We start from the raw sequence: 21,218 nt of genomic DNA, 5'->3' as shown, positions 1-21,218 counted from the left end.
ATATAATAGGGATAAATAATGATTCATATCCATGACTTCGTTGACACACCCTATACTCAGGTGTATCTTGTAATGGATTTGAAAACTGTAAGTGATTGTCTGGAGGAATTCAATTGGTTACAATCCAGAAGACCAATATAGATCAAGCATACGATGCAGCCTTACTGAAGGCTCAACAAATCAATCATCCCGTGCTGCTGAGCATGGTGGAAGAAACAGGGGCCTTGGATCCACTTTCTTTCTATCATGCCGGTGGCAGGGTTTTTAAAGGAGAACGCTTTTTATGGAAGGATCGCGATCAAACGATCTCTCTCATAGGGGCAGGCTCTTCATATGATCTTTCTTCGTCATTGAAAGAGGGGGAGCGCTTTTTTGCCATCGAGAAAGAGTGGAAGCGCTTCATTTCTGATGCGGTGGTGGTATCGAGGGAAGAATGGCCTGGAACGGGACCCCTTGCATTCGGAGGTTTCCGTTTCGATTCTGCCAATCCTGCTTCTGAAGAATGGACGGGATTCAATGAAGGGTCCCTCCGCATCCCGAGATATATGCTTACGAAGGCAGGAGAAGCCAATTATCTGACGGTTAATGTCGTTTGCCTACCGGATGGAAGCGGCCCTTCCCTGCAGCATTGCCTTAAAGAAAAAGATCGGTTGTTGATGATGGCGTCGGAGCCGGCGAGCCATGAGGACCCTGGTGAGATGTCAGCAGAGGATATCCGCCCGCTTGAATGGAAGCAGTCCGTCCGCAATGTGGTCGACCGCTTGAAAACGGGGGAAATGGAGAAAGTCGTCCTTGCACGGAAAACCAAGGTATCCTTCAGCGATGAAGTTACGTCCGACTTCGTCCTTGATAACCTTTGGAAACAGCAGCCTGACAGTTTCATCTTCAGTTTTGAGCAGGAAGGAAGCTGTTTTATCGGAGCGACTCCCGAGCGTCTTGTGAAAAAGGACGGGGAAGAGATCCTTTCCACCTGTCTGGCAGGTTCGATTGCAAGGGGAAAGGATCTTGAAGAAGACGAGCAACTTGGGAGAGAACTCCTGGAGGATGAGAAAAATCGGTATGAGCACCAGCTCGTGGTCGATTCGATCCGTCAGGCACTGTCTGACGATTGTAAACGGCTCTCCATACCCGATGAACCCCAGCTCATGAAACTGAAAGATATCCAGCATCTGTACACGCCGGTCAAGGGGACGGCTCCAGCCGGCCTGTCGATCCTGACGCTAGTGGAAAAGCTGCATCCCACTCCGGCCCTTGGAGGTGTCCCGCGTAAGGAAGCCATGCAGGTCATCCGGGAAGAAGAGCAGATGGACAGAGGCCTCTATGCAGGGCCGGTCGGATGGATGGATGCATACGGAAACGGAGAGTATGCCGTCGCTCTTCGCTCAGGACTCCTGAAGGGGGATCACGCCTTCATTTATGCAGGCTGCGGGATCGTTGCCCATTCGGATCCCGACAGTGAGTTCAAGGAGACGCAAATGAAATTCCGTCCGATGCAGCGGGCATTAGGGGGAAATCTGATATGAACGAACATCAGCAGCGCTTGACCGATTATCTTGTAGCATTCATAGATGAATTATCCAGTAACGGAGTAGACGAAGCCGTCATCAGCCCCGGCTCCCGGTCTACTCCTTTGGCGTTATTGCTCACCCATCATCCGCGCATCAAGACGTATGTGAACGTGGACGAGCGATCTGCCGCATTCTTTGCCCTCGGCATCGCCAAGGCAAAACGGAAGCCGGTCATCCTTGTCTGTACGTCGGGGACCGCAGCAGCGAACTATTATCCTGCCGTCATTGAAGCACGGTATGCCAAAGTACCGCTCCTTGTCTTGACGGCAGACCGCCCCCATGAGCTGAGGGAGGTCGGTGCGCCACAGGCCATCGACCAACTTGACCTCTACGGAAGGCATGTCAAATGGGCAGTCGATATGGCCCTTCCTGAGTCGGGTCAGGAAATCTTGCGGTATGCCCGCTCAGCGGCAGTGCGGGGCCTCGGTATGTCGATCGGGGAACCTCACGGACCGGTGCACTTCAACTTCCCGCTCAGGGAACCACTCATTCCCGACCTGCGGGAGGATCTCTTTGAAGATGGTACGGCAAAACGCGTCTATCAGGGTGAACGCACGCTCGCTCCTGATCAAGGGGAAGAACTGGAGAAGGTCTTGAACGAACGGAACCGGGGCATCATCATTTGCGGTCCGGGTATGAGTCCGGACGGCATTCAAGCTGTCGCCGACTTCGGAAGGGCAAAGGGATTCCCGATCCTCGCCGATCCGCTGTCGAACATGAGGAGCGGAAAGCATGGGACAGATGGTATCATCGATGCTTATGACACGTTCCTGAAAGCCGGGACCGTCGGGGAAGACATGAAACCGGACCTGATCATCCGTTTCGGTGCCATGGCCGTGTCCAAGCCCCTCATGCTGTTCTTGAAAGGGCTTGAGGATGTCCCTCAACTCGTCATTACCCGTGGAGAAGAGTGGCAGGATCCTACGGGAAGAGGAACCCACTATGTTTATGCCCATGAACGTCATTTCTGTGATCGTTTTGCAAGAGAAGCTAAACAACGGGATTGGATCGAGAAGTGGATTAGACTGAATGAAAAGACGAAGGACCTCATGCAAGAGGTGATTGGAGAGTGGGATGAAGGCAAGGCTGTGAAGTGCCTCCTTGAAACCATTCCGGAGCAATCATCTGTTTTTGTGAGCAACAGCATGCCGATCCGGGATGTGGATACCTTCTTCTTTTCGAATGATCGCTCCATCGCCATCCACGCCAACAGGGGTGCTAATGGCATCGACGGTGTCGTTTCGACGGCACTTGGCATGAGCACGCAGTCACCTTCCACCTATCTGCTCATCGGAGATCTTGCATTCTTCCATGATATGAATGGATTGCTCGTTGGAAGGAAATATGGCTTGGATCTGACTGTCATCGTCATGAACAATAACGGTGGTGGTATTTTCTCCTACTTGCCTCAGGCAAAGGAAGGTGCGTATTTCGAAGAGCTGTTCGGGACTCCCATGGATCTTGAGTTCTCCCATGCCGCAGCCATGTACGGAGCGGATTACTCCCTAGTGAAGACAGAATCCGACTTCCTTCAGGCGCTTCGGCAGGCAGAGGGGACGAAAGGTCTGAAGATTATTGAAGTATTGGCGGACCGCCAGAAAAATGTAGATAATCATCGTAAAATGTGGGAATTTGTTTCCCGGGAAATACACGGTGGAGATCGTTCATGAAGGTGAATGAGATCGACTACTTTGTGAATATTAAAGGGGAAGGCCCTCCAGTAGTCTTCCTTCATGGATTTACAGGGGATAGTGAAACCTGGAACGGAGTCACCGATCGATTGGTCCAGCGCTTTACTTGTGTCACGATCGATCTTATCGGCCATGGAAGGACTGACGCTCCTCGAGATTTGGAGAAGTACCGGATGGACCAAGCCGTGAAGGATGTCGAGTCCATACTCACCCAGTGTGGAATCACTGAGGCAACCTTTGTCGGGTATTCGATGGGGGGGAGGGTGGCACTTCATCTCGCCGTAACACGCCCGCACCTCGTTTCCCATCTCATCCTTGAGAGTGCGTCACCCGGTCTGTTGACGGAAGAGGAGCGGAGCGCAAGGCGGGAGAAGGATGCTTCCTTGGCGGAGCGGATCCTTCTACATGGAATGGAAGAGTTCGTAAACTTTTGGGAGGACATTCCGTTGTTCGAAACGCAAAAGCGCCTGCCAGCCACCGTTCAGGCAGAAATCCGCCAAGGCCGACTCGGACAACGTCCCATCGGTCTTGCCAACAGTCTGAGAGGGATGGGGACGGGATCACAGCCGAGCTGGTGGGATCACTTGACTGCCTTGAAGATCCCCGTCGATCTTTTGGTGGGGGAGCTCGATGAGAAGTTCGTCGGCATCGCCAAACGAATGAAAGAGCGCAATCCCTCGTTCACGATCACATCTTTTTCAGGGTGCGGGCATGCAATTCATGTGGAAGAACCGCAAAAGTTTGGTACAATGATAGAGGATTTACTACATAAAGGAGGAATTACAAATGGCTTTTGATTGGGTTTCAGAACGAAACTACGAAGATATTTTGTACGAAACGTATAATGGGATTGCAAAGATCACCATCAATCGTCCGGAAGTGCGCAATGCCTTCCGTCCGAAAACAGTAACGGAATTGATCGATGCATTTGCTTATGCACGTGACGATTCCAAAGTTGGCGTGATCGTCCTTACAGGTGCAGGTGAAAAAGCATTCTGTTCAGGCGGAGATCAACGCGTACGCGGACATGGTGGATATGTAGGCGAGGATGAAATCCCTCGTTTGAACGTCCTTGACCTTCAGCGTTTGATCCGAGTGATCCCGAAACCAGTCATTGCGATGGTTGCCGGTTATGCCATCGGAGGCGGACACGTCCTTCACGTGGTATGTGATATCACGATTGCAGCGGACAATGCGATCTTCGGTCAAACAGGTCCGAAAGTGGGAAGCTTCGATGCAGGCTACGGTGCCGGGTATCTTGCCCGCATCATCGGACATAAGAAAGCGAAGGAAATTTGGTTCCTATGCCGTCAATACAATGCTCAGGAAGCATTGGATATGGGCCTTGTGAACACAGTGGTACCTTATGAGAAACTCGAAGAGGAAACCGTGCAATGGGCTTCTGAAATGCTCGAAAAGAGCCCGACTGCCCTTCGCTTCCTGAAGGCGTCATTCAATGCCGACACGGACGGGCTTGCAGGTCTTCAACAGCTGGCTGGAGATGCAACCCTCCTTTATTACACTACGGATGAAGCGAAAGAAGGACGCGATGCGTTCAAGGAAAAACGCAATCCGGACTTCGGTCAATTCCCTCGTTTCCCTTAATGGGACTTGCCTGGCGGATCTTTGGATCTGTCAGGTTTTTTTCTTACTGAACAATCAACAGAATGGAGAATGTACCATGACCACAGAAATGCTGCCTAATTGGTTGAAGCAGCGGGCCTTTTTGACTCCGGATCGCACGGCCGTAAGTTCTGGTGAACGCAGCCTCACTTTCCGTGAGCTCGATCATGAGGCAGAGGAGGCGGCTCAGCGTTTGAATCGGTTGTTGGACGGCAAGAAGCCTGCCTTCATCGGCCTCATGATCAAAAACCGCATTGAATCCATCATCGCGGTCCACGCCGTGCAGCAGCTCGGTATGGCTGCCGTGATGCTGAATCACCGGCTCGGCGCTGGAGAATTGACCTTCCAAGTACGGGATATGGACCTCACACATGTCATCCACGACGAGGACTTTGCAGAGAAGGCAAACACCCTTGAGGTGGAGGGAATCGGTCTTTCCTTCCTGTTTTCGGGAGACAAGCGCCCCTATGCCCCGAGGTCTCATACAAATCTTGATGACACCTGCACGGTGATGTATACATCGGGGACAACCGGTTCGCCAAAAGGGGTCCTGCAGACGTACGGGAATCACTGGTGGAGTGCCACCGGATCCTCCTTGAATCTTGGCACCAGTGAGAAGGATGTATGGCTCTGTGCCGTCCCCCTCTTCCATATCAGCGGTTTCTCGATCCTCATGAGGAGCATCATCTATGGCATGGAGGTCAGACTTCACGCGTCATTCGACGAGGATGCCATCGACCTGGAACTGAAATCCGGTCGGGTGACCATCATATCGGTTGTCACGAACATGCTCCAGCGCCTCATAGGAAGGATCGGGGACGGGTATCACGAAAATCTCCGCTGCGTGCTTTTGGGAGGCGGCCCGGCTCCGCTTCCCCTTCTGCAGGCATGCAAGGACAAAGGAGTTCCCGTGTTCCAATCATACGGGATGACCGAAACCTCATCACAGATCGTCACCCTTTCACCGGAGTACAGCCTTTCGAAGCTTGGTTCGGCAGGAAAACCGCTTTTCCCGTCCCAGCTGAAGATCAAGGGAGCGTCTGCACCGCTGGAAGAGGGAGAGATCATGGTCAAGGGTCCGAATGTGACACTGGGGTATCATAAGCGCCCTGAAGCAAATGAAAAAAGTTTTGAAGATGGATGGCTCTTCACAGGCGATATCGGCTATGTGGATGAAGAGGGGTTCCTTTATGTTCTCGACAGAAGATCGGACCTGATCATTTCCGGAGGAGAGAATGTGTATCCAGCTGAAGTCGAAAGTGCCCTGCTGGGGATCCCTGGCGTCACGGAAGCAGGGGTCATCGGCATGGATGATCCAGTGTGGGGACAGGTACCTTGTGCCTTCCTTGTGACAGACCGTCCCATGACTGAAGAGGAGGTCATGAAAGGATGCAGGGATGCCCTTGCTTCCTATAAATGTCCGAAACGGATCGTATTTGTCGGGGAGCTGCCGCGCAATGCTTCCAACAAGCTCCTTAGAAGGGTACTTAAAGAAAATATGCTGAAGGGGACATACGATGAAGCTTAAAGCCATTACATTATCCGTTGTCAGCATGCCGTTAAAAAAGCCGTTTACGACCCATCTGCAGACGGTATCAGAAAGAGAAGGGATCATCATCGAAGCTGTGGATTCAGAAGGACTTACAGGGCTTGGTGAATGTGTGGCCTTCTCGACCCCATGGTATACGGAGGAAACGGTCAAGGGGGCCCATCATATCCTCAAGGATGTCCTCATCCCCCTCTTGTTGAAAGAGGACCTTCGCCATCCTGAAGAATGCGGCCGGTTATTCAGCGGGGTCCGGGGGAATGCCATGGCAAAAGCATCCCTTGAAATGGCCGTCTGGGATCTCTATGCCCGTCAGTCAGGGCAGCCCCTTTGGGCCGTGATCGGAGGCACCAGGCAGGAAGTGCTCGCCGGAGCCGTAGTGCCTGCAGGTGGTATCGGCGAGATGGTCCAGCGCACATCTGAGCTGATGGAGGAAGGGTACGGGCGGATCAAGATCAAGATCTCACCGGATGAAGACGAAGGGATCGTCAGGGAACTGCGCAGGACGTTCCCGGATCTTCCCCTCATGGCAGATGCCAATTCCGCCTACACCCTTGATGATCTTCCACGTTTGAAAAGGCTTGATCAATACGATCTCCTGATGATCGAACAGCCTCTTGGCGTCGACGACATCGTCGAGCATTCGATGCTTCAGAAAGAGCTTTCCACGCCGATCTGCCTTGATGAAAGCATCGTTTCTCCCCACGATATGAAAAGCGCGATTGCTTTGCAGGCATGCGGCGTCGTGAACATCAAGCTTGGACGGGTAGGGGGATACTCCCAGGCACTTGATATTTATCATCAATGCCGTGATAGCGGGCTTTCCGTCTGGTGCGGCGGGATGATCGAGTTCGGCGTCTCCCGTGCCCATAACATTGTTTTATCCACCCTTGAAGGGTTCAATCTGCCAGGCGATCTCTCCTCTTCAGCTACCTACTGGGAACAGGATCTGATTACAGAGCCGATTACGGTGCACCACGGAAGGATCCCGCGGAAAAACGGAGCGGGCATCGGGGTGGAGCTGGATCAGAGGCGGATGGAGGAAATCACGTTCCACAAGGAAATCATCTCGGAATAAAAGGAAGAGGGTAGGGAAAATGAGTATACGCAATTCAGCCAAGGCCCTGTTCATGAAGGAAGGGGCGGTCCTGCTCACAAAAAATCAGGATGAAGAAGGATTCTTCTATCTTTTCCCCGGTGGAGGACAGGAAAAAGGGGAAACACTGGAAGAGGCCGTCGTCCGCGAATGCCAAGAAGAGATCGGCAGCACAGTAAGGGTCGGTCCTTTGAAGCATGTGAGGGAATATATCGGAAAAAACCATGAGCATGCCTTCGATGCAGGATTTCAACAGGTGGAGTTCTACTTTGAATGTCATCTCCTCGGTGAAGAGGGCTACGAGCCGACGAATCCCGACAGCCATCAAGTGGGGATTGAATGGGTGAGCCTCGATGAGTGGGACGGTTTGCGAATTTACCCAAAAGCACTGGGGGAATACATAAAAGGACATCGCTCCGGGGTGTATGTGGGCGATATCAATTGATGGGGAGCAGATCAGCGATGATCTGCTTTTCTTGTACAAAGGGAAAATCCTGTTTTTCACACCGGGGAGTGCGACATTATGATAAAATAGACACCTGTCGTAATTTTCGGAAACTTAGGCTTCCGTGATCTCATGCGCATGTCTAGAGTAGAGTTGAAAAGGAGGGGTAGACATGAAGGAATCATCATCGATTGCCCTCGTCACCGGAGTGAGCCGCGATAAAGGAATAGGAGCAGCCATCTGCCGGATCCTTGCAAGGGACGGGATGGACATCTTCTTTACGCATTGGGGTGCATATGACGAGGAAGATGGATGCGGAAAAGAAGAAGATTTTCCTTCTGCCTTTGCAAGGGAGTTGGAAGCCCTTGGCGTGCGGGCCGCTCATATGGAAGCGGATCTGAGCAAACAGGACGCACCGGCCTTCATTTTGGGAGCCGCCACACAGAGCCTGGGCTTCCCCAAGGTGCTGATCAATAATGCCACTTATGAGTCGCCGACTGATTTCAGGACGATGACGATGGAGACGCTTGAGATGCATTTTCAGGTGAACAACCGTGGGACGATCATGCTGTCGGTGGAGTTTGCCAGGCGTTTCGAAGAGGTCTATGAGGAAGCAGAGGACGGGCGCATCGTATTCATGGTGTCGAAGGGCCCGGACCCTCATAATCTTGCCTATACGGCTACCAAAGGGATGCTTGCAGCCATAACGGAGCCCCTGGCTACAGCACTTGCACCGGTGGGGATCACGGTGAACAGTGTTGATCCCGGCCCGACCGATTCCGGATGGATCACCGATGAGATCAGGGAGAAGCTCCTTCCTCTCTTTCCATCTGGGCGCATCGGGACACCGGAAGATGCAGCGAGCCTGATCCGCTTCCTTGCTTCTGAGGATTCCAGGTGGGTGACGGGGCAGGTGCTCCGCTCCGAAGGTGGATTTTTAGGGAAATAGAAAGGGATCGTTACGATATGGCTGAAAGAAGATATATCATTGAAACGGTTGAACCGTTCGAATCCGAGGTTGGCAGGCTGGTTTCCATGTTGGAATACACAAGGTACACCACGCTTCGGGAAGTGGAAGGGTTGACAGTGAAGCAGCTCGATACAAAGGTCGAAGGCTGCGACAATACAATCGGTATGCTTCTCCTCCATATGGCCAGTGTGGAAGAAGCCTTTCAGATCATGACGTTCGGTGACAGGGACTTGAAAGATGAAGAATGGAGCCGCCTTGAATCGGGGCTTGATCTCATGGTGATTGAAGAAAATGAGGTTGCTTTTTATGTGGACCGTCTGGCCGAAGTGCGCAAGCGGACGCTGGAATTATTCGCAGGGGTCGGGGATGAGTGGCTCGACAGGCAATCCCCATTTGGCTGGGATCATCCGGCCAATCACTATTTCAAGTGGTTCCACGTGTTTGAAGATGAGCTTAATCACCGCGGCCAGATCCGTTTGATCGTCAAACAGCTCAAGAAAATGGAGGCTAACTGATGTACGCGGTCGTCGCCGTCTTCAATCCCGAACTGGAGAGGGCAATCATCGAGGTGTGGGATGAGCTGAAGGAAAAGGGGATCAGCGCCTATGCGTCACAAGTAAGAGACAGGCGCCCCCATATCACTCTGGGAGACTTTCCAGAGCTGGATCCGGTAAGGTTCTCTGAAGATTTCGTTCATCATTACCACGATCATTCACCGATTGAGGTAAGGCTTGCGAGCATCGGCTCTTTCATCCGTACCGGGATCCTTTATTATTCTCCTGTACTTTCAGAAGAATTGACCGCTCTTCATCGCGATTTTCACAGACAATTCCTGCTCCCTGATGGGAATGAATCTTCCCTTTATCGCCCCGGGAGCTGGATCCCCCACTGTACGATTGCCAACCGCCTTTCGCCCGACGAGCAGCTGAAGGCATTTCAGCTTGTAAAGGATCGGGAAATCCCTCAAGGGACGATCGCGGGCCTTTCCCTCCTTGATCTGAGGGTGCAGGGGGAAGCACCGGAGATTGCCACCGTATCCTTTGGAGAACAAACCGCTGGGACAAAAGTGGTTTAGCCATAGTAAAACCCGAATACATTTGCCTACGACCAGGCAAGTGAATTCGGGTTTTTAATTGTGTTCCATAACTATTTATATTGTTTCTAGCGGTTGATTGGAGTGCAAGATGAAGACTCCTGCGGAAAGCGAAGTCTTGCACGGAAATCATGAGCGGTATGAAAAACCTACACATATCATCTTCGACATTAATACCTTTTTTGATTCAGTCTTCTTTTTGCCGCAAGTAGCGCTTATCATTCATGAACAAGCTCCAGAAGTAGACGAAACCTGGGAACAAGATGACAAATCCTGCGATGTAGGTGAAGAAGACGGCCCTGAAGGAGTCGGGATCTGTGAAGCCTGATTGGACGGTCACTTCCGGATAGATGATATACGGAAGATGGGCCTTGCCGTAGACGTAGCTCGCGATGACATATTGACAGATGACCGCAATGACGGCTACGCGGGGCATCCCCTTCATTCCTTCCTTATTGGTAGGGAGGAAAAGGGCGGCTCCTGCGATCACAAACCCGAGAAGGGAAATGAGGAGCAGGTTACGATCCTCAAGCATCCGGTCATAGAGCCAGGCCGCTTCGGATTTCATGGTCCACATGATCAAAAAGGCCATGAGGACGGAGATCGGGCCGATGATCATGGCATCCCTGCGGTAGACCTTGAAAGCTTCGTACTCCTTCGACGTTTTGGAGTAGTCGGCAAGAAGCAGGGATGAAAGGAACAGGGTGCTGGCGACGGCAAAGCCGAAAAAGGCAAATTCATGCGGGCTGGTGAAAAGTTTCCCTAAATCCAGCTCCTGCCCGTTGTCGAAGTCAATGTACGAGCCGTGGGAAATCGGCAGCACGCTGATGATCAGACCCGGGATCAGAATTCCGGTGATCCCGGTGATGTACGTCAGCGGTTTGTAGTAGTCGTCCGCCACATGAGAGAACACCAGGAAGGCGCTTCGTATGGCCAAGAGCAGGAGGATCAGGCTCCCGGGGACTAGGAGGACCGTCCCGAGGGAGTAGGCGGCGCCTGGGAACATGCTGTAGACAGCCACGACCAGGGCGACGATGAACGTATTGGTCACTTCCCAGGTCGGAGACAGATAGCGGTTGGCGATATTCGTCGCCTTTGTTTTTTCATTATTGATATAGAGCATCGACCAGAATCCGGCACCAAAGTCCATCGTGGCCATGACGGCGTAGATGAAGACGAATCCCCAGAGTATGATGATGGCTATGAGTGATTGGGTCATGAGTGTACCTCCGATCAAGTGGATAATGGAATGTCTTTCTGTTTGCTCTCGGCTTTTTGGATATCCTTTTCAGGCGGGTTCCGTTTGAAGTAGTAAAGGAGCACAAGCACCACGGATACGGCGAGGATCGCATAGATCGTGATGAATAGTCCGAACAGCACGGCGAGATTACCCGTTGTCGTGACGGAGTCCTCTGTACTCAGGATCCGGTAGATGGTCCAGGGCTGGCGGCCGGTACAAGCGAAGATCCAACCGAATTCGATGGCAAGGATCGACAACGGGCCTCCCGCCACGAATATCCACATCATCCATTTCGGGAAGCGGTCCTTCTTCAGCCATTTCTTCCATGCAAAAGCTCCAAGGGCGATGACGATGAGAAGGGAACCGATTCCGACCATTGCGTTGAAAAGGGTGTGGACGAATAAAGGTGGCCAGTATTCTTCTGGAAAATCATTCAGTCCGATGACTTCGGTATCAAAGCTATTACCGGCAAGAAAGCTCAGTGCCCACGGGACCTCAATCCCCCATTTCACTTCCTGGTTTTCACGATCGGTGAAGCCACCGATGGAAAGGGGGGCGTGATCCTGGGTTTCGAATAGTCCTTCGGCTGCAGCGAGTTTTTCAGGCTGATATTCATGCAGCTTTTGAGCTGACTCATGACCGTTCAGAGCGGTGAGCAATGCAAAGACTCCCCCGACGGCCAGACAAATCATCAGGGATTTTTGGTGAAACTTATACACCCTGGATCCAAACGGGTTACGAAGCATTTTGAATGCCGATACAGAAGCAATCGTGAATGAACCGACCACATAGGCTGATAGAGCGACATGACCTGCTGTGACGAAGAAACTCGGGTTGAAGAATGCTTTCCAAGGTTCAACGTTCCGGATCTCTCCATTGATCATCTCGAAACCTGCAGGCGTCCCTTCGAACGCATGGACATTGGTGATCAGGACGGCGGAGGCAAGACCACCTATACAAACAAGGACGAGACTGACGATCCTCATCCACGGTGCGATCCGGTTCGCCGCGTAAACATAGATACTCATGAACAGGGCTTCAATGAAGAACGCATAGATTTCGATTTGGAACGGGAGGGCCATGACCCGCCCGATGACTTCCATGAAGCCAGGCCATAATAGGGAAAGCTGGACCCCGGCAATGGTACCGGTGGGAATCCCGACGCCAAGAAGAACGGCGAATGCCTTCGTCCATCTTTTGGCCATGATCTGATAATCAAGATCATTGGTCCGTTGGTACACGATTTCGGAGATCAGGATCATCAGAGGGATCCCGACGCCAAGTGTTGCAAAGATAATATGAAAGGCCATGGTCGTACCGAACATGGACCTTGCAATCACTAATTCATCCATATGTATGTCTCCCTTGCATGTTTTCCTTATTGTCCACGAAATGGAAAGGGAATATGCATGGAAAAATCGGAGGCTCGCACAACAAAAAAAGCGGCACGAGGCCGCTTATGTCAGTTCAATGCTTTTTTGAGCGTATCGATGTTCCGGTTCATCAAGGAGAAATAGTCTTCGTTGTTCTTCTCATCTTCAGGGGTCAGAACGGCGAGATTATGAAGCGTCAGGGCTTCTGCACCCAGCTCCTTCTGGACGACCTCTGTCAGGCGGGACGATACATTCTGTTCGAACATGATGTATTGGATGTTTTCTTTCTTTCCTTGATCGATGATGGCTTTCAGCTCTTTTTGGGAAGGTTCATCAGAAGTGTTCAAGCCGGCGATCGATTTTTGGTTCAGTCCATAGCGCTCGGCCCAGTAGTTATAGGCCGCATGTGAAACGAAGAAGGTCTTCTTCGGAGCGGCATCCGCCATTTCGTGGAAGTCTTCATCGAGCTTTTTCAAATCTGCGTCAAGATCTTTGAGATTCGCCTGGAACTCATCTTTATGCTCAGGCATTTCGGCAGAGAGGGTATCCGCAATGTTTTGAGCGATCTGCTGGGCGTATACGGGATCGAGCCAGATATGTGGGTCCGTATCTCCGTGGTGATGACCGTCATCACCGTGGTCGTGCCCTTCCTCTTCATGATCTTCTCCCTCTTCATGGGCATCGTGATCGTGCCCCTCATGGGATTCGAGGTCGATTCCTTCGCTTGTTGCCACGACTTTTACGTCTTCGTTTTCAAGGATGGATTTGGATTTATCTACGAAGCCTTCCAGTCCCAGTCCGATATAAAAGAATACATCCCCATCGGCCATGTCGATCATATCCTTTTGAGATGGTTCATAGGAATGTTCATCAGATCCAGGTGGATAAACACTCTCTACTTTTACGTGATCCCCGCCGATCCGTTTGGTGAAGTCCTCAAGGGGATACACCGTGGTATGTACCTCCAGAACATCTTTTTTCTTTCCATCTCCATCCGAAGATGAAGCACCGCAAGCGGATAAAATGAGCACAAGGGCAATGAGCCAACTTTTACGAATATACTTCAAAAGAGAACCTCCTATATAAAGTGTAATGATTACGATTTAGCACATTGGTTATTTTACTATCGTTCTTCCAGAAGCGCAAGTATTATTTTCTACTCAGTATGCCCGCACTTGCTGCCTACTCATTCGCGTCAAGAAAAAAGACCATGCCTAGTGGACATGATCCTTCTCGGGGGGCCATTCCTCGGGTACTTCATCGATGCCGCCCGGATGGAAGGGGTGGCATTTCACGATGCGCCTGACGGTGAGGTATCCGCCCTTCAAGGCACCGAACCGACTCACGGCCGTGATGCCGTAGTGGGAACAGGTCGGGTAAAAGCGACAGGTGGGAGGCTTCAGTGGTGAGATGACTTTTTGATAGATCTTGAATAAGATGAGAAGTAATCGTTTCATCATGCGTGGTCCTTCCGGGTTCAGTTTCCTTTACTATAGCAGAAAGATCTTCCCTGCCAAAAAAGTTTGTTTAGGACGGATTGATCCGGGAAAACAAGAAGGGATCGATGGTTAATCCGGATTAAGTTGATGAAATAACTTTGAATTTACGGTATACTGATGAAGAATCCAAAATAGGAGTGATGAATCAATGCCTTCAGTAGAAAGCTTTGAATTGGACCATAATGCAGTAAAAGCACCTTACGTCCGCCACTGCGGCGTTCACAAAGTGGGGAGCGACGGACTTGTGAATAAGTTTGACATCCGTTTCTGTCAGCCGAATAAACAGGCCATGAAGCCGGATACGATCCATACTCTTGAGCATCTTCTCGCCTTCACCATCCGTGAATATGCTGAGCCATATAAACACTTCGATATCATCGACATTTCCCCGATGGGATGCCAAACCGGCTATTACCTCGTGGTGAGCGGAGAGCCGACTGTGGAAGAGATCATTGATCTTCTTCATGCTACGATGGAAGACGCCATCACGATCGAGGAAATTCCTGCAGCCAATGAAAAACAATGCGGCCAGGCGAAGCTTCATGATCTCGATGGAGCGAAAAAACTTATGAAATTCTGGTTGGGTCAAAGCAAGGAAGATCTTAAACAGGTATTTGCGTAAAACACGAAACCCCGGCGGATGCCGGGGTTTTTATATGGGGAGGAGCGTCATGTTTTCGGCTCTTCCTTCTTTTGATCGTCTTCCTTTTCCATATGCTCAAGATGCGGATTGTTTTCAATGGGATCCACGGTATGTTTGACGGATGTATAGGCCTTTGATGTCGTGAGGGCACTGATGAAAATCACGAGGATGCAGATGGCGATGGAAATGATCAGCACTAAAGTCACTGACATAATGACACCCCTCCTTTTTTCGCTAGTTTATCATAGAAAGCGCTTCAATATAGATGAATAATCAACAACTTTATGACTATTTTTCCATTTTGACTTTTTTAGGAAAAATCCATTTGGTATGCTTAACGTATGCAAAGGAGGTTGTTTTCATGAACCTATCGTCCATCATGTCGCGTCAAGTAGCAGAGCTGCAGCATACGGTGAGTCTCAGCCTTATGAAGACTCAGATGGCCACCCAGGCAGCACAGGCGGTCGTCATGCTTCAGGACATGAAAGAAGCATCACACCCTCATAAAGGCACCGTGATCGATCAGAAAGGGTAGGGAGCGTCTGGGTATCCAGGCGTTTTTTTTGTTGTAGGCTGAGGGAAAGAGTACATACTAACGGGTAAATCCACTAGAGATCGGAGGAACCCAGATTGTCAATCGACCTTTTATTCCTGCTCATCCTGATGATCCTGAATGCCTTTTTTGCCGCTTCTGAAATCGCCCTCATATCCATGAATGATACGAAGATCAAACTGCTTGCAGAGCAGGGGGATAAAAAAGCGGGGCTGCTCGTGAACCTGCTTGCGGAGCCGAGCCGTTTCCTCGCCACCATCCAGGTGGGCATCACCCTTGCAGGTTTCCTAGCGAGCGCATTCGCTGCAGGAAGCTTTGCGGGAAGGATGGCAGATCTGCTTCATGACTGGGGAGTCCCCCTTTCCCAGAGGATCCTTGAAACCGTGTCTGTCGTGATCATCACGATCATCCTGTCCTACTTCACCCTTGTGATCGGAGAACTTGTGCCGAAGCGCATCGCCATGCAGCGCCCGGAGCCGATCTCCATGTTCGTGGCGAGGCCGCTGTCGATCCTGTCTGCCTTGACGTATCCATTTGTGAAGCTCTTGACGCTGTCGACGAACGGCATCCTGCGATTATTCGGGATCGACCCTGATGCACATGATGAAGAGGTCACCGAGGAAGAAATCCGCATGATGGTGGATGTGGGCAAGGAGCGGGGGACCATCCAGGATACAGAGAAGACCATGATCAACAATATATTTGAGTTTGATAATACAACTGTTTCCATGATCATGGTCCACCGCACCAACGTGACGGCCCTGTCGGCCGATGCCGACTTCGAGGAAGTGGTCCATTTCGTCAATCAGGAGAAGTTCACGCGCTTTCCTGTATATGAAGAAGATATCGATCATATCACGGGCGTGCTTCATGTGAAGGATATCCTTCAGTATATGGAGACGGGGGTAAAGGAAGACTTCGATCTGAAACGGGTGAGCCGTTCTCCTTATTTTGTCCCGGAATCGAGGATGACCGATGAACTGTTCCAGGACCTGCAGTTGAACAAAGTCCATTTGGCCGTCGTGCTGGATGAATTCGGCGGCACGGCCGGGATCGTGACGTTGGAAGATCTCTTAGAGGAAATCGTCGGAGATATTTATGATGAGTATGATGATGAAGAAGAGGGGTATGAGCAGATCGATGAGAGGGTCTATGAATTCGAGGGGACGACGAATCTTCATGACGCTGAACGGATCCTCGAGACCGATCTTCCGAGCGGGGAATTTGATACAGTGAGCGGCTTCATCATCAGCGAGCTTGGCGAGATCCCCGAACCGGGTGCGGCAGTGGAGTTTGAGCGGATCACCTTCAAAGTACTCGAAGTGGACGAAAAGAGAATCAATCGGGTGTTGATCACCTTGCCCGAGGATGAATGAAAAGGCAAAGAAGCTGACCTCCGGGGGTCAGCTTCTTTGCCTTTTCACCTTAATGATAGCTCTTGTTCCCGGCAGGCTCGCGTCCTGTCCCTTTGGACCATCTTTCCTTCAAGGTTTCAAATATGTATAAACGGAAGAAGTATTCCAGTTCCCTGGTTTCCAGCTCATTCAGCATCTCAAGAAGTTCTTCCCGTGAGGTGTCTTCAAGGATGGTAAGGGCAATAAGATCCAAATCTTCATCGGTACCTTTAATCCTGCCGCGGTACATTTCATAAATCTCTTCGATCAGCTTCATGCGCTTCACCTCCCTTATGTTCATTCTATCACGAATCCTTCTCAATTACTCCACATATTATGTGGGGACAACTCTATTTTTGTCATTACCCACCCCCGATAAAAACTAATCATTTTGCTCCATTCCCATGATCAATGGATATGAGCCGGAGTGCCGGTTCTTGATGCATATGGAAGCAAGGTTTATGGAAAGGAGATGCTTACGTTTGGAAAGAGTATTATTGGTGGCAGGCTCGGGAATGGGGGCCTACATCATTCAGTTATTTGGTGAATGGAACCCCTTGCTGACCTTTCTGGTTGCCGTGGTCATCCTCGATTATTTCACCGGCGTCATCGCAGGTGCCATAGAAGGGAAACTATCGAGCAGATTCGGTCTCAAGGGGATTGCCCGGAAGGTCCTGATTTTTGCCTTGGTGACCGTCGCGCACTTATTAGATACTATATTGTCAGATCAGTACTTTATTCGTAATGCGACCATCATTTTCTATATATGCAACGAAATGATTTCCATCATTGAAAATGTCGGACGTGCAGGGGTACCTGTCCCGGAATTTTTGAAGAAAGCAGTGGAAGTCCTGAAAAAGAGAGGGAAATGAATAGAAAATGTGATATTGAGGAAAATGAGGATAGGAAGATGAAAAGGGGTGGACCGCTTGCAGGAAGAACGGAATGATTATTACATTGAAGTCGCGACTGGTGAGATCTCAAGGAGCTCGACGGATTCCCCGTGGAACTTCAAGATCTCTGCTACAGATGAAGAAATCATCGGGCTGCGTGAGATCTTCGACTCCAACCATTCGGTGAGCTGGCAGAATTTTTACCGCGCTCACGTACCCTATGTCCAATATCACTTCGACCGGGAAAATGATGCGTACGATGAAAATCTTCATCGCGTATATGAGACCCTACATCGATTGGGGGATGAAGAAGCCCGCACCTTCATCGAAAGCATGGGAATTCTCAAATCCTCCGACTGACCTTAACATGAAACCGGTCCACCAGAGCTTTTATGGTGGACCGGTCCTTTTTATTTGTGGTTATAATGAAAGAAAGAATGAGGTGAAGCATAATGGAACAATTCAAGGATGCGAACGGACTGGACGTCCACTTTTCATACAGGCGAGATGCCTTTTCCCCGGAATCCGGGCATGTCCTCGTCATTTGCAGGCATGGGGAAGACTGGGTGTTCACCCGTCATAAAAGGAGAGGCCTCGAATTCCCAGGAGGTAAGAGGGAAGATGGAGAATCCCTGGAGGAAGCGGCCATACGGGAGACGTATGAAGAAACGGGGGCTGTCATCACGGAACCGGCCTTCATCGGGGAATACAAGGTGCATGGCGACGCCCCGTTCGTGAAGACGATCTTTTTCGGGGAAGTAACGGAGATCATCGACAAGGAGGACTATCTTGAAACGGATGGGATCTTCCTGTGGAACGGAGACTGGACCGGGATACAGGATGACCCATCGTTCAGTTTCATCATGAAGGACCGTGTCATTGAATTGGCACTGAAGAAGGTCACGAACGGATAAGCTTTTTTTCGATGAGTTCAACGACTTTGTACATAAGGGTGGCGCATATGGCGATCACGAGAAGGGACATGAGGACAAGGGTGAAGTTGAACACCTGGAATCCATAAATGATCATATAGCCAAGTCCCTTGGCCGATACGAGGAATTCCCCTACAATGACACCCACCCATGATAGTCCGACGTTCACCTTCAAAGTCGAGATGATGGTAGGGAAGGAGGAAGGAAGGATCACTTCCTTGAACGTGCGGCTGCGCTTTGCACTGAATGTGTGCATCACCTTCAGGTAATTGGGGTCGACTTCCCGGAAGGAAGTGTACACAACGATCGTCGTGATGATGACGGAAATGATCGTCCCCATGGCGATGATCGATGTAAAGCCCGGTCCGAGCCCGACGATGAGGATCGGACCCAGTGCCACCTTCGGCATGGCGTTCAGGATTACAAGATAAGGATCCAGGACCTTCGAGAGGAATGGAGACCACCATAAAAGGGCGGCGAGGAGTGTCCCGAGCAGCGTCCCGAGTATGAAGCCGATTACGGTCTCCCCGAGGGTCACGGATAAGTTGGTGATGAGACTTCCATCTGAAAGTTTCTCCATGAACAGATTCCATATTTTCGTCGGGGAGCTGAAGATGAGCGGGTCGATCCAGGACTGCCGGCTCGCCGCTTCCCATGCCCCGAAGAATACAATGAAGATCAAGCCTTGGTAAAGCCATACCAGGCGTTTTTCTTTTTTCAGGCTCTGAATATACTCCTTGTGTTTTTGATGCGTATCACGCGTCAAGGCTTTCAAGCTCCTTCCATATCATTTGGAAAAATGCAGGGTAATCATCGTGATTCCTGACATCAAACGGTGTTTGCCCGCGCAACCCGGCCGGAACCTCGAAGGTCGCATGGATCCGTCCGGGTTTGGCTGCGAACAGATAGATGCGGTCGCTCATGGCAATCGCTTCGCCGATGTCATGGGTAACGAGGATCGCCGTCTTCCCGAATGACTTCAATGTAGTAAAGACGAGATCTTCAAGCTTCAGTTTCGTCTGGTAATCGAGGGCGGAGAAGGGTTCATCGAGGAGAAGGAGCCTCGGTTCAGTGATCAGCGTCCTGATCAGGGCGGCCCGCTGCCGCATCCCTCCAGACAATTCCCTTGGATAGAGGTTTTGCACCCCTTCAAGGCCCATTTCCTTCAAAAGGGCAGAGGCCTCTTTCCTTTTCTCGGGGGTAACGGTGCCCTTGATGGACAGACCGATCAGAATATTCTCCTCGATCGTCTTCCACGGGAAGAGATAGTCCTGTTGGAGCATGTATCCGGTCAGGTCCCTTCTTTCGGAAATGGGGCGCCCTTCAAGGTTCACGGATCCTTCTGTGGGATCCATGAGGCCCGCGATGATGGAAAGGAGGGTGGTCTTGCCGCACCCGCTCGGTCCGATGAACGAAATGAACTCACCTTCATCCACATGAAGGGAAATATCCTCGATGGCGGAATTGGCTGATTTCAAGGAAAAGTACGTATGGCTGATGGAATCCAACGATAAAAAACTCAACAGTGAACCCTCCTGTCTGATACGTAAGAAGGGCTGACTCATCCGTCAGCCCGATCTTAGCTATTCTTTGGATGCTTTTTCGGCAATCGACGTATTCACCAGTGTGTCGTGATCGATCCTTTCAGGCAGTTCTCCCGCTTCATCCATGATGTTCTGGAGATTTTCCCACTCTTCCTGATCGAGTATCGGATCGGTAGCATAGGAGCCTTGTGATTTGTAGCGGTCCACGACGGTTTCCATAATGCCGGGATCTGTATCCTCGAAGTACGGTGCAATCACATCGGAGATCTCTTTCGCACTAGCTTGATCGACCCATTGCTGTGCCTTATAGAGGGCACGGGTGAACTTATCGACGGTTTCATCGTTCTTGTTCATGTAGCTTTCTTTTGCCATGAAGGTCGTATAAGGCACATGTCCGGACTCGGTGCCGAATGAGGCGACAATATGGCCTTTTCCTTCTTTCTCGAAGATGGAAGCGGTCGGTTCGAACAGCTGTACATAGTCACCTGTACCGGATGCGAAGGCATTCGCCACATTGGCGAAATCGATGTTCTGGATCAAGTCGAGATCCTTGTGCGGATCGATGCCGTGCTCCTTCAGCACATATTCGCCGACCATCTGTGGCATGCCGCCTTTACGCTGGCCGAGGAAGGTCGTTCCCTTCAACTGATCCCACTCGAAGTTCTCCACCTTTTCCCTGGAGACAAGGAAGGTACCGTCTGTCTGGGTGAGCTGGGCGAAGTTGATCACCGGGTCATCCGAGCCCTGTGCGTGGACATAAATGGACGTTTCCGATCCGACAAGGGCGATGTCGGCTCCGTTCGACAGGAGGGCCGTCATCGTCTTGTCCCCGCCCCAGGTGGTTTTCAGCTCGACATTCAATCCTTCGTCTTCGAAGAATCCTTTCTCTATTGCTACATATTCGGGTGCATAGAAGATCGATCGGGTGACTTCTGCCACACGTACTTTCTCAAGGGGTTCTGCCTGTTTCCCGCAGCCTGAGGTCAATAAAGCAATTCCGGCGACTGCCATGCCGGTCCGTATCCACTTTTTCACAGCCGTTTCCTCCTTTACTGCATGACCGACATTTTACCTGTCACGCACGGTTTTCATTTGCTAAACCATTGTATGTTTGG

25 protein-coding genes are annotated in these 21,218 nt (G+C 50.9%); 16 read left to right on the top strand and 9 right to left on the bottom strand.

Features of this window, described 5'->3' with window-relative positions; genetic code table 11:
• Window positions 1–113 precede the first annotated feature (113 nt).
• The 10 genes from K6T23_RS16615 to K6T23_RS16570 all read left to right on the top strand — a co-directional run bounded on the left by K6T23_RS16615 (window position 114) and on the right by K6T23_RS16570 (window position 10,014).
• Complete coding sequence (locus K6T23_RS16615) at window positions 114–1,523, top strand: isochorismate synthase (RefSeq protein ID WP_238281846.1); 1,410 nt, start codon at window positions 114–116, stop codon at window positions 1,521–1,523.
• The gene (menD, locus tag K6T23_RS16610; RefSeq protein WP_238281844.1) at window positions 1,520–3,238 is read left to right on the top strand and encodes a 2-succinyl-5-enolpyruvyl-6-hydroxy-3-cyclohexene-1-carboxylic-acid synthase; all 1,719 of its coding nucleotides are present in this window, start codon (window positions 1,520–1,522) and stop codon (window positions 3,236–3,238) included. Before K6T23_RS16615 ends, menD begins: the two co-directional genes overlap by 4 nt.
• Window positions 3,235–4,056 carry a 2-succinyl-6-hydroxy-2,4-cyclohexadiene-1-carboxylate synthase gene (gene menH, locus K6T23_RS16605; RefSeq protein WP_238281833.1) on the top strand — a complete coding sequence of 274 codons (822 nt, stop codon included), beginning with the start codon at window positions 3,235–3,237 and terminating at the stop codon, window positions 4,054–4,056. Before menD ends, menH begins: the two co-directional genes overlap by 4 nt.
• On the top strand, window positions 4,046–4,864 hold the full coding sequence (gene menB, locus K6T23_RS16600; protein ID WP_048007357.1) for a 1,4-dihydroxy-2-naphthoyl-CoA synthase: 819 nt from the start codon (window positions 4,046–4,048) through the stop codon (window positions 4,862–4,864). The genes menH and menB overlap by 11 nt, the downstream gene beginning before the upstream one ends.
• 76 nt (window positions 4,865–4,940) lie before the next feature.
• A complete protein-coding gene (locus K6T23_RS16595) occupies window positions 4,941–6,410 on the top strand; it encodes an o-succinylbenzoate--CoA ligase (RefSeq protein WP_238281831.1) in 1,470 nt (489 codons plus the stop codon).
• A complete protein-coding gene (gene menC / locus K6T23_RS16590; protein WP_238281829.1) occupies window positions 6,400–7,506 on the top strand; it encodes an o-succinylbenzoate synthase in 1,107 nt (368 codons plus the stop codon). The genes K6T23_RS16595 and menC overlap by 11 nt, the downstream gene beginning before the upstream one ends.
• 19 nt (window positions 7,507–7,525) lie before the next feature.
• Window positions 7,526–7,969 carry an NUDIX domain-containing protein gene (locus K6T23_RS16585; protein WP_238281827.1) on the top strand — a complete coding sequence of 148 codons (444 nt, stop codon included), beginning with the start codon at window positions 7,526–7,528 and terminating at the stop codon, window positions 7,967–7,969.
• A 172-nt stretch (window positions 7,970–8,141) separates the two neighbouring features.
• On the top strand, window positions 8,142–8,918 hold the full coding sequence (locus tag K6T23_RS16580) for an SDR family oxidoreductase (RefSeq protein WP_238281825.1): 777 nt from the start codon (window positions 8,142–8,144) through the stop codon (window positions 8,916–8,918).
• A 17-nt stretch (window positions 8,919–8,935) separates the two neighbouring features.
• Window positions 8,936–9,454, top strand: a complete 519-nt coding sequence (locus K6T23_RS16575; protein WP_079516672.1) for a mycothiol transferase — start codon at window positions 8,936–8,938, stop codon at window positions 9,452–9,454.
• Complete coding sequence (locus K6T23_RS16570; protein WP_238281823.1) at window positions 9,454–10,014, top strand: 2'-5' RNA ligase family protein; 561 nt, start codon at window positions 9,454–9,456, stop codon at window positions 10,012–10,014. Before K6T23_RS16575 ends, K6T23_RS16570 begins: the two co-directional genes overlap by 1 nt.
• Before the next feature lie 205 nt (window positions 10,015–10,219).
• On the opposite strand, the gene K6T23_RS16565 is transcribed toward K6T23_RS16570, so the two are convergent.
• From K6T23_RS16565 to yidD, 4 genes are all read right to left on the bottom strand, one after another.
• Entirely contained in the window at window positions 10,220–11,251 is a 1,032-nt protein-coding gene (locus K6T23_RS16565; protein WP_056534747.1) for a cytochrome d ubiquinol oxidase subunit II, read from the bottom strand.
• Between the two features lie 14 nt (window positions 11,252–11,265).
• Entirely contained in the window at window positions 11,266–12,624 is a 1,359-nt protein-coding gene (locus K6T23_RS16560; RefSeq protein ID WP_056534748.1) for a cytochrome ubiquinol oxidase subunit I, read from the bottom strand.
• Window positions 12,625–12,734: 110 nt separating this feature from the next.
• Window positions 12,735–13,712, bottom strand: coding sequence for a metal ABC transporter solute-binding protein, Zn/Mn family (locus tag K6T23_RS16555; protein WP_309300063.1), 978 nt, complete (start codon window positions 13,710–13,712; stop codon window positions 12,735–12,737).
• Window positions 13,713–13,859: 147 nt separating this feature from the next.
• A complete protein-coding gene (gene yidD / locus K6T23_RS16550) occupies window positions 13,860–14,102 on the bottom strand; it encodes a membrane protein insertion efficiency factor YidD (protein ID WP_056538326.1) in 243 nt (80 codons plus the stop codon).
• Window positions 14,103–14,292: 190 nt separating this feature from the next.
• Between yidD and K6T23_RS16545 the strand changes: the two genes are divergently transcribed.
• On the top strand, window positions 14,293–14,766 hold the full coding sequence (locus K6T23_RS16545) for an S-ribosylhomocysteine lyase (protein WP_048007366.1): 474 nt from the start codon (window positions 14,293–14,295) through the stop codon (window positions 14,764–14,766).
• A 47-nt stretch (window positions 14,767–14,813) separates the two neighbouring features.
• Here the strand turns inward: K6T23_RS16545 and ytzI are convergent, their stop codons facing one another.
• A complete protein-coding gene (ytzI, locus tag K6T23_RS16540) occupies window positions 14,814–14,999 on the bottom strand; it encodes a YtzI protein (RefSeq protein ID WP_238281821.1) in 186 nt (61 codons plus the stop codon).
• 149 nt (window positions 15,000–15,148) lie between these two features.
• Between ytzI and K6T23_RS16535 the strand changes: the two genes are divergently transcribed.
• Window positions 15,149–15,322, top strand: coding sequence for a putative motility protein (locus tag K6T23_RS16535; RefSeq protein ID WP_148986091.1), 174 nt, complete (start codon window positions 15,149–15,151; stop codon window positions 15,320–15,322).
• A gap of 95 nt (window positions 15,323–15,417) precedes the next feature.
• Window positions 15,418–16,716 (top strand): hemolysin family protein, encoded by a 1,299-nt coding sequence (locus K6T23_RS16530; protein WP_238281819.1) that lies wholly within the window; start codon window positions 15,418–15,420, stop codon window positions 16,714–16,716.
• Window positions 16,717–16,765: 49 nt separating this feature from the next.
• On the opposite strand, the gene K6T23_RS16525 is transcribed toward K6T23_RS16530, so the two are convergent.
• On the bottom strand, window positions 16,766–17,011 hold the full coding sequence (locus tag K6T23_RS16525) for a DUF6154 family protein (protein ID WP_238281816.1): 246 nt from the start codon (window positions 17,009–17,011) through the stop codon (window positions 16,766–16,768).
• 205 nt (window positions 17,012–17,216) lie between these two features.
• Between K6T23_RS16525 and K6T23_RS16520 the strand changes: the two genes are divergently transcribed.
• The 3 genes from K6T23_RS16520 (at window position 17,217) to ytkD (ending at window position 18,541) form a co-directional block, all read left to right on the top strand.
• A complete protein-coding gene (locus tag K6T23_RS16520; protein ID WP_235563489.1) occupies window positions 17,217–17,606 on the top strand; it encodes a phage holin family protein in 390 nt (129 codons plus the stop codon).
• Between the two features lie 57 nt (window positions 17,607–17,663).
• A complete protein-coding gene (locus K6T23_RS16515; protein ID WP_079516666.1) occupies window positions 17,664–17,987 on the top strand; it encodes a hydrolase in 324 nt (107 codons plus the stop codon).
• Window positions 17,988–18,079: 92 nt separating this feature from the next.
• The gene (gene ytkD, locus K6T23_RS16510) at window positions 18,080–18,541 is read left to right on the top strand and encodes an RNA deprotection pyrophosphohydrolase (protein WP_238281814.1); all 462 of its coding nucleotides are present in this window, start codon (window positions 18,080–18,082) and stop codon (window positions 18,539–18,541) included.
• Here ytkD and K6T23_RS16505 read toward each other — a convergent pair.
• From K6T23_RS16505 to K6T23_RS16495, 3 genes are read right to left on the bottom strand one after another with little or no spacing between them, the layout of a single operon-like run.
• The gene (locus K6T23_RS16505) at window positions 18,528–19,325 is read right to left on the bottom strand and encodes an ABC transporter permease (protein WP_238281812.1); all 798 of its coding nucleotides are present in this window, start codon (window positions 19,323–19,325) and stop codon (window positions 18,528–18,530) included. The genes ytkD and K6T23_RS16505 overlap by 14 nt on opposite strands.
• On the bottom strand, window positions 19,315–20,082 hold the full coding sequence (locus K6T23_RS16500; RefSeq protein ID WP_238281810.1) for an ABC transporter ATP-binding protein: 768 nt from the start codon (window positions 20,080–20,082) through the stop codon (window positions 19,315–19,317). Before K6T23_RS16500 ends, K6T23_RS16505 begins: the two co-directional genes overlap by 11 nt.
• A 60-nt stretch (window positions 20,083–20,142) precedes the next feature.
• Window positions 20,143–21,114 (bottom strand): ABC transporter substrate-binding protein, encoded by a 972-nt coding sequence (locus tag K6T23_RS16495; protein ID WP_238284457.1) that lies wholly within the window; start codon window positions 21,112–21,114, stop codon window positions 20,143–20,145.
• Window positions 21,115–21,218: the final 104 nt, after the last annotated feature.

Origin of the sequence: Rossellomorea marisflavi, assembly GCF_022170785.1 — a bacterium.
In the GTDB taxonomy this organism is placed as follows: domain Bacteria; phylum Bacillota; class Bacilli; order Bacillales; family Bacillaceae_B; genus Rossellomorea; species Rossellomorea marisflavi_B.
This window is presented reverse-complemented; position numbering and strand designations above follow the sequence as displayed.

Coding starts and splice junctions, on each gene's coding strand:
- yidD (WP_056538326.1), bottom strand. CDS start 14,102: ATGAAACGATTACTTCTCATCTTATTCAAGATCTATCAAAAAGTCATC.
- K6T23_RS16560 (WP_056534748.1), bottom strand. CDS start 12,624: ATGGATGAATTAGTGATTGCAAGGTCCATGTTCGGTACGACCATGGCC.
- ytzI (WP_238281821.1), bottom strand. CDS start 14,999: ATGTCAGTGACTTTAGTGCTGATCATTTCCATCGCCATCTGCATCCTC.
- K6T23_RS16525 (WP_238281816.1), bottom strand. CDS start 17,011: ATGAAGCTGATCGAAGAGATTTATGAAATGTACCGCGGCAGGATTAAA.
- ytkD (WP_238281814.1), top strand. CDS start 18,080: ATGGAACAATTCAAGGATGCGAACGGACTGGACGTCCACTTTTCATAC.
- K6T23_RS16535 (WP_148986091.1), top strand. CDS start 15,149: ATGAACCTATCGTCCATCATGTCGCGTCAAGTAGCAGAGCTGCAGCAT.
- menC (WP_238281829.1), top strand. CDS start 6,400: ATGAAGCTTAAAGCCATTACATTATCCGTTGTCAGCATGCCGTTAAAA.
- K6T23_RS16570 (WP_238281823.1), top strand. CDS start 9,454: ATGTACGCGGTCGTCGCCGTCTTCAATCCCGAACTGGAGAGGGCAATC.
- K6T23_RS16595 (WP_238281831.1), top strand. CDS start 4,941: ATGACCACAGAAATGCTGCCTAATTGGTTGAAGCAGCGGGCCTTTTTG.
- K6T23_RS16575 (WP_079516672.1), top strand. CDS start 8,936: ATGGCTGAAAGAAGATATATCATTGAAACGGTTGAACCGTTCGAATCC.
- K6T23_RS16580 (WP_238281825.1), top strand. CDS start 8,142: ATGAAGGAATCATCATCGATTGCCCTCGTCACCGGAGTGAGCCGCGAT.
- menB (WP_048007357.1), top strand. CDS start 4,046: ATGGCTTTTGATTGGGTTTCAGAACGAAACTACGAAGATATTTTGTAC.
- K6T23_RS16495 (WP_238284457.1), bottom strand. CDS start 21,114: ATGGCAGTCGCCGGAATTGCTTTATTGACCTCAGGCTGCGGGAAACAG.
- K6T23_RS16565 (WP_056534747.1), bottom strand. CDS start 11,251: ATGACCCAATCACTCATAGCCATCATCATACTCTGGGGATTCGTCTTC.
- K6T23_RS16585 (WP_238281827.1), top strand. CDS start 7,526: ATGAGTATACGCAATTCAGCCAAGGCCCTGTTCATGAAGGAAGGGGCG.
- K6T23_RS16545 (WP_048007366.1), top strand. CDS start 14,293: ATGCCTTCAGTAGAAAGCTTTGAATTGGACCATAATGCAGTAAAAGCA.
- menH (WP_238281833.1), top strand. CDS start 3,235: ATGAAGGTGAATGAGATCGACTACTTTGTGAATATTAAAGGGGAAGGC.
- menD (WP_238281844.1), top strand. CDS start 1,520: ATGAACGAACATCAGCAGCGCTTGACCGATTATCTTGTAGCATTCATA.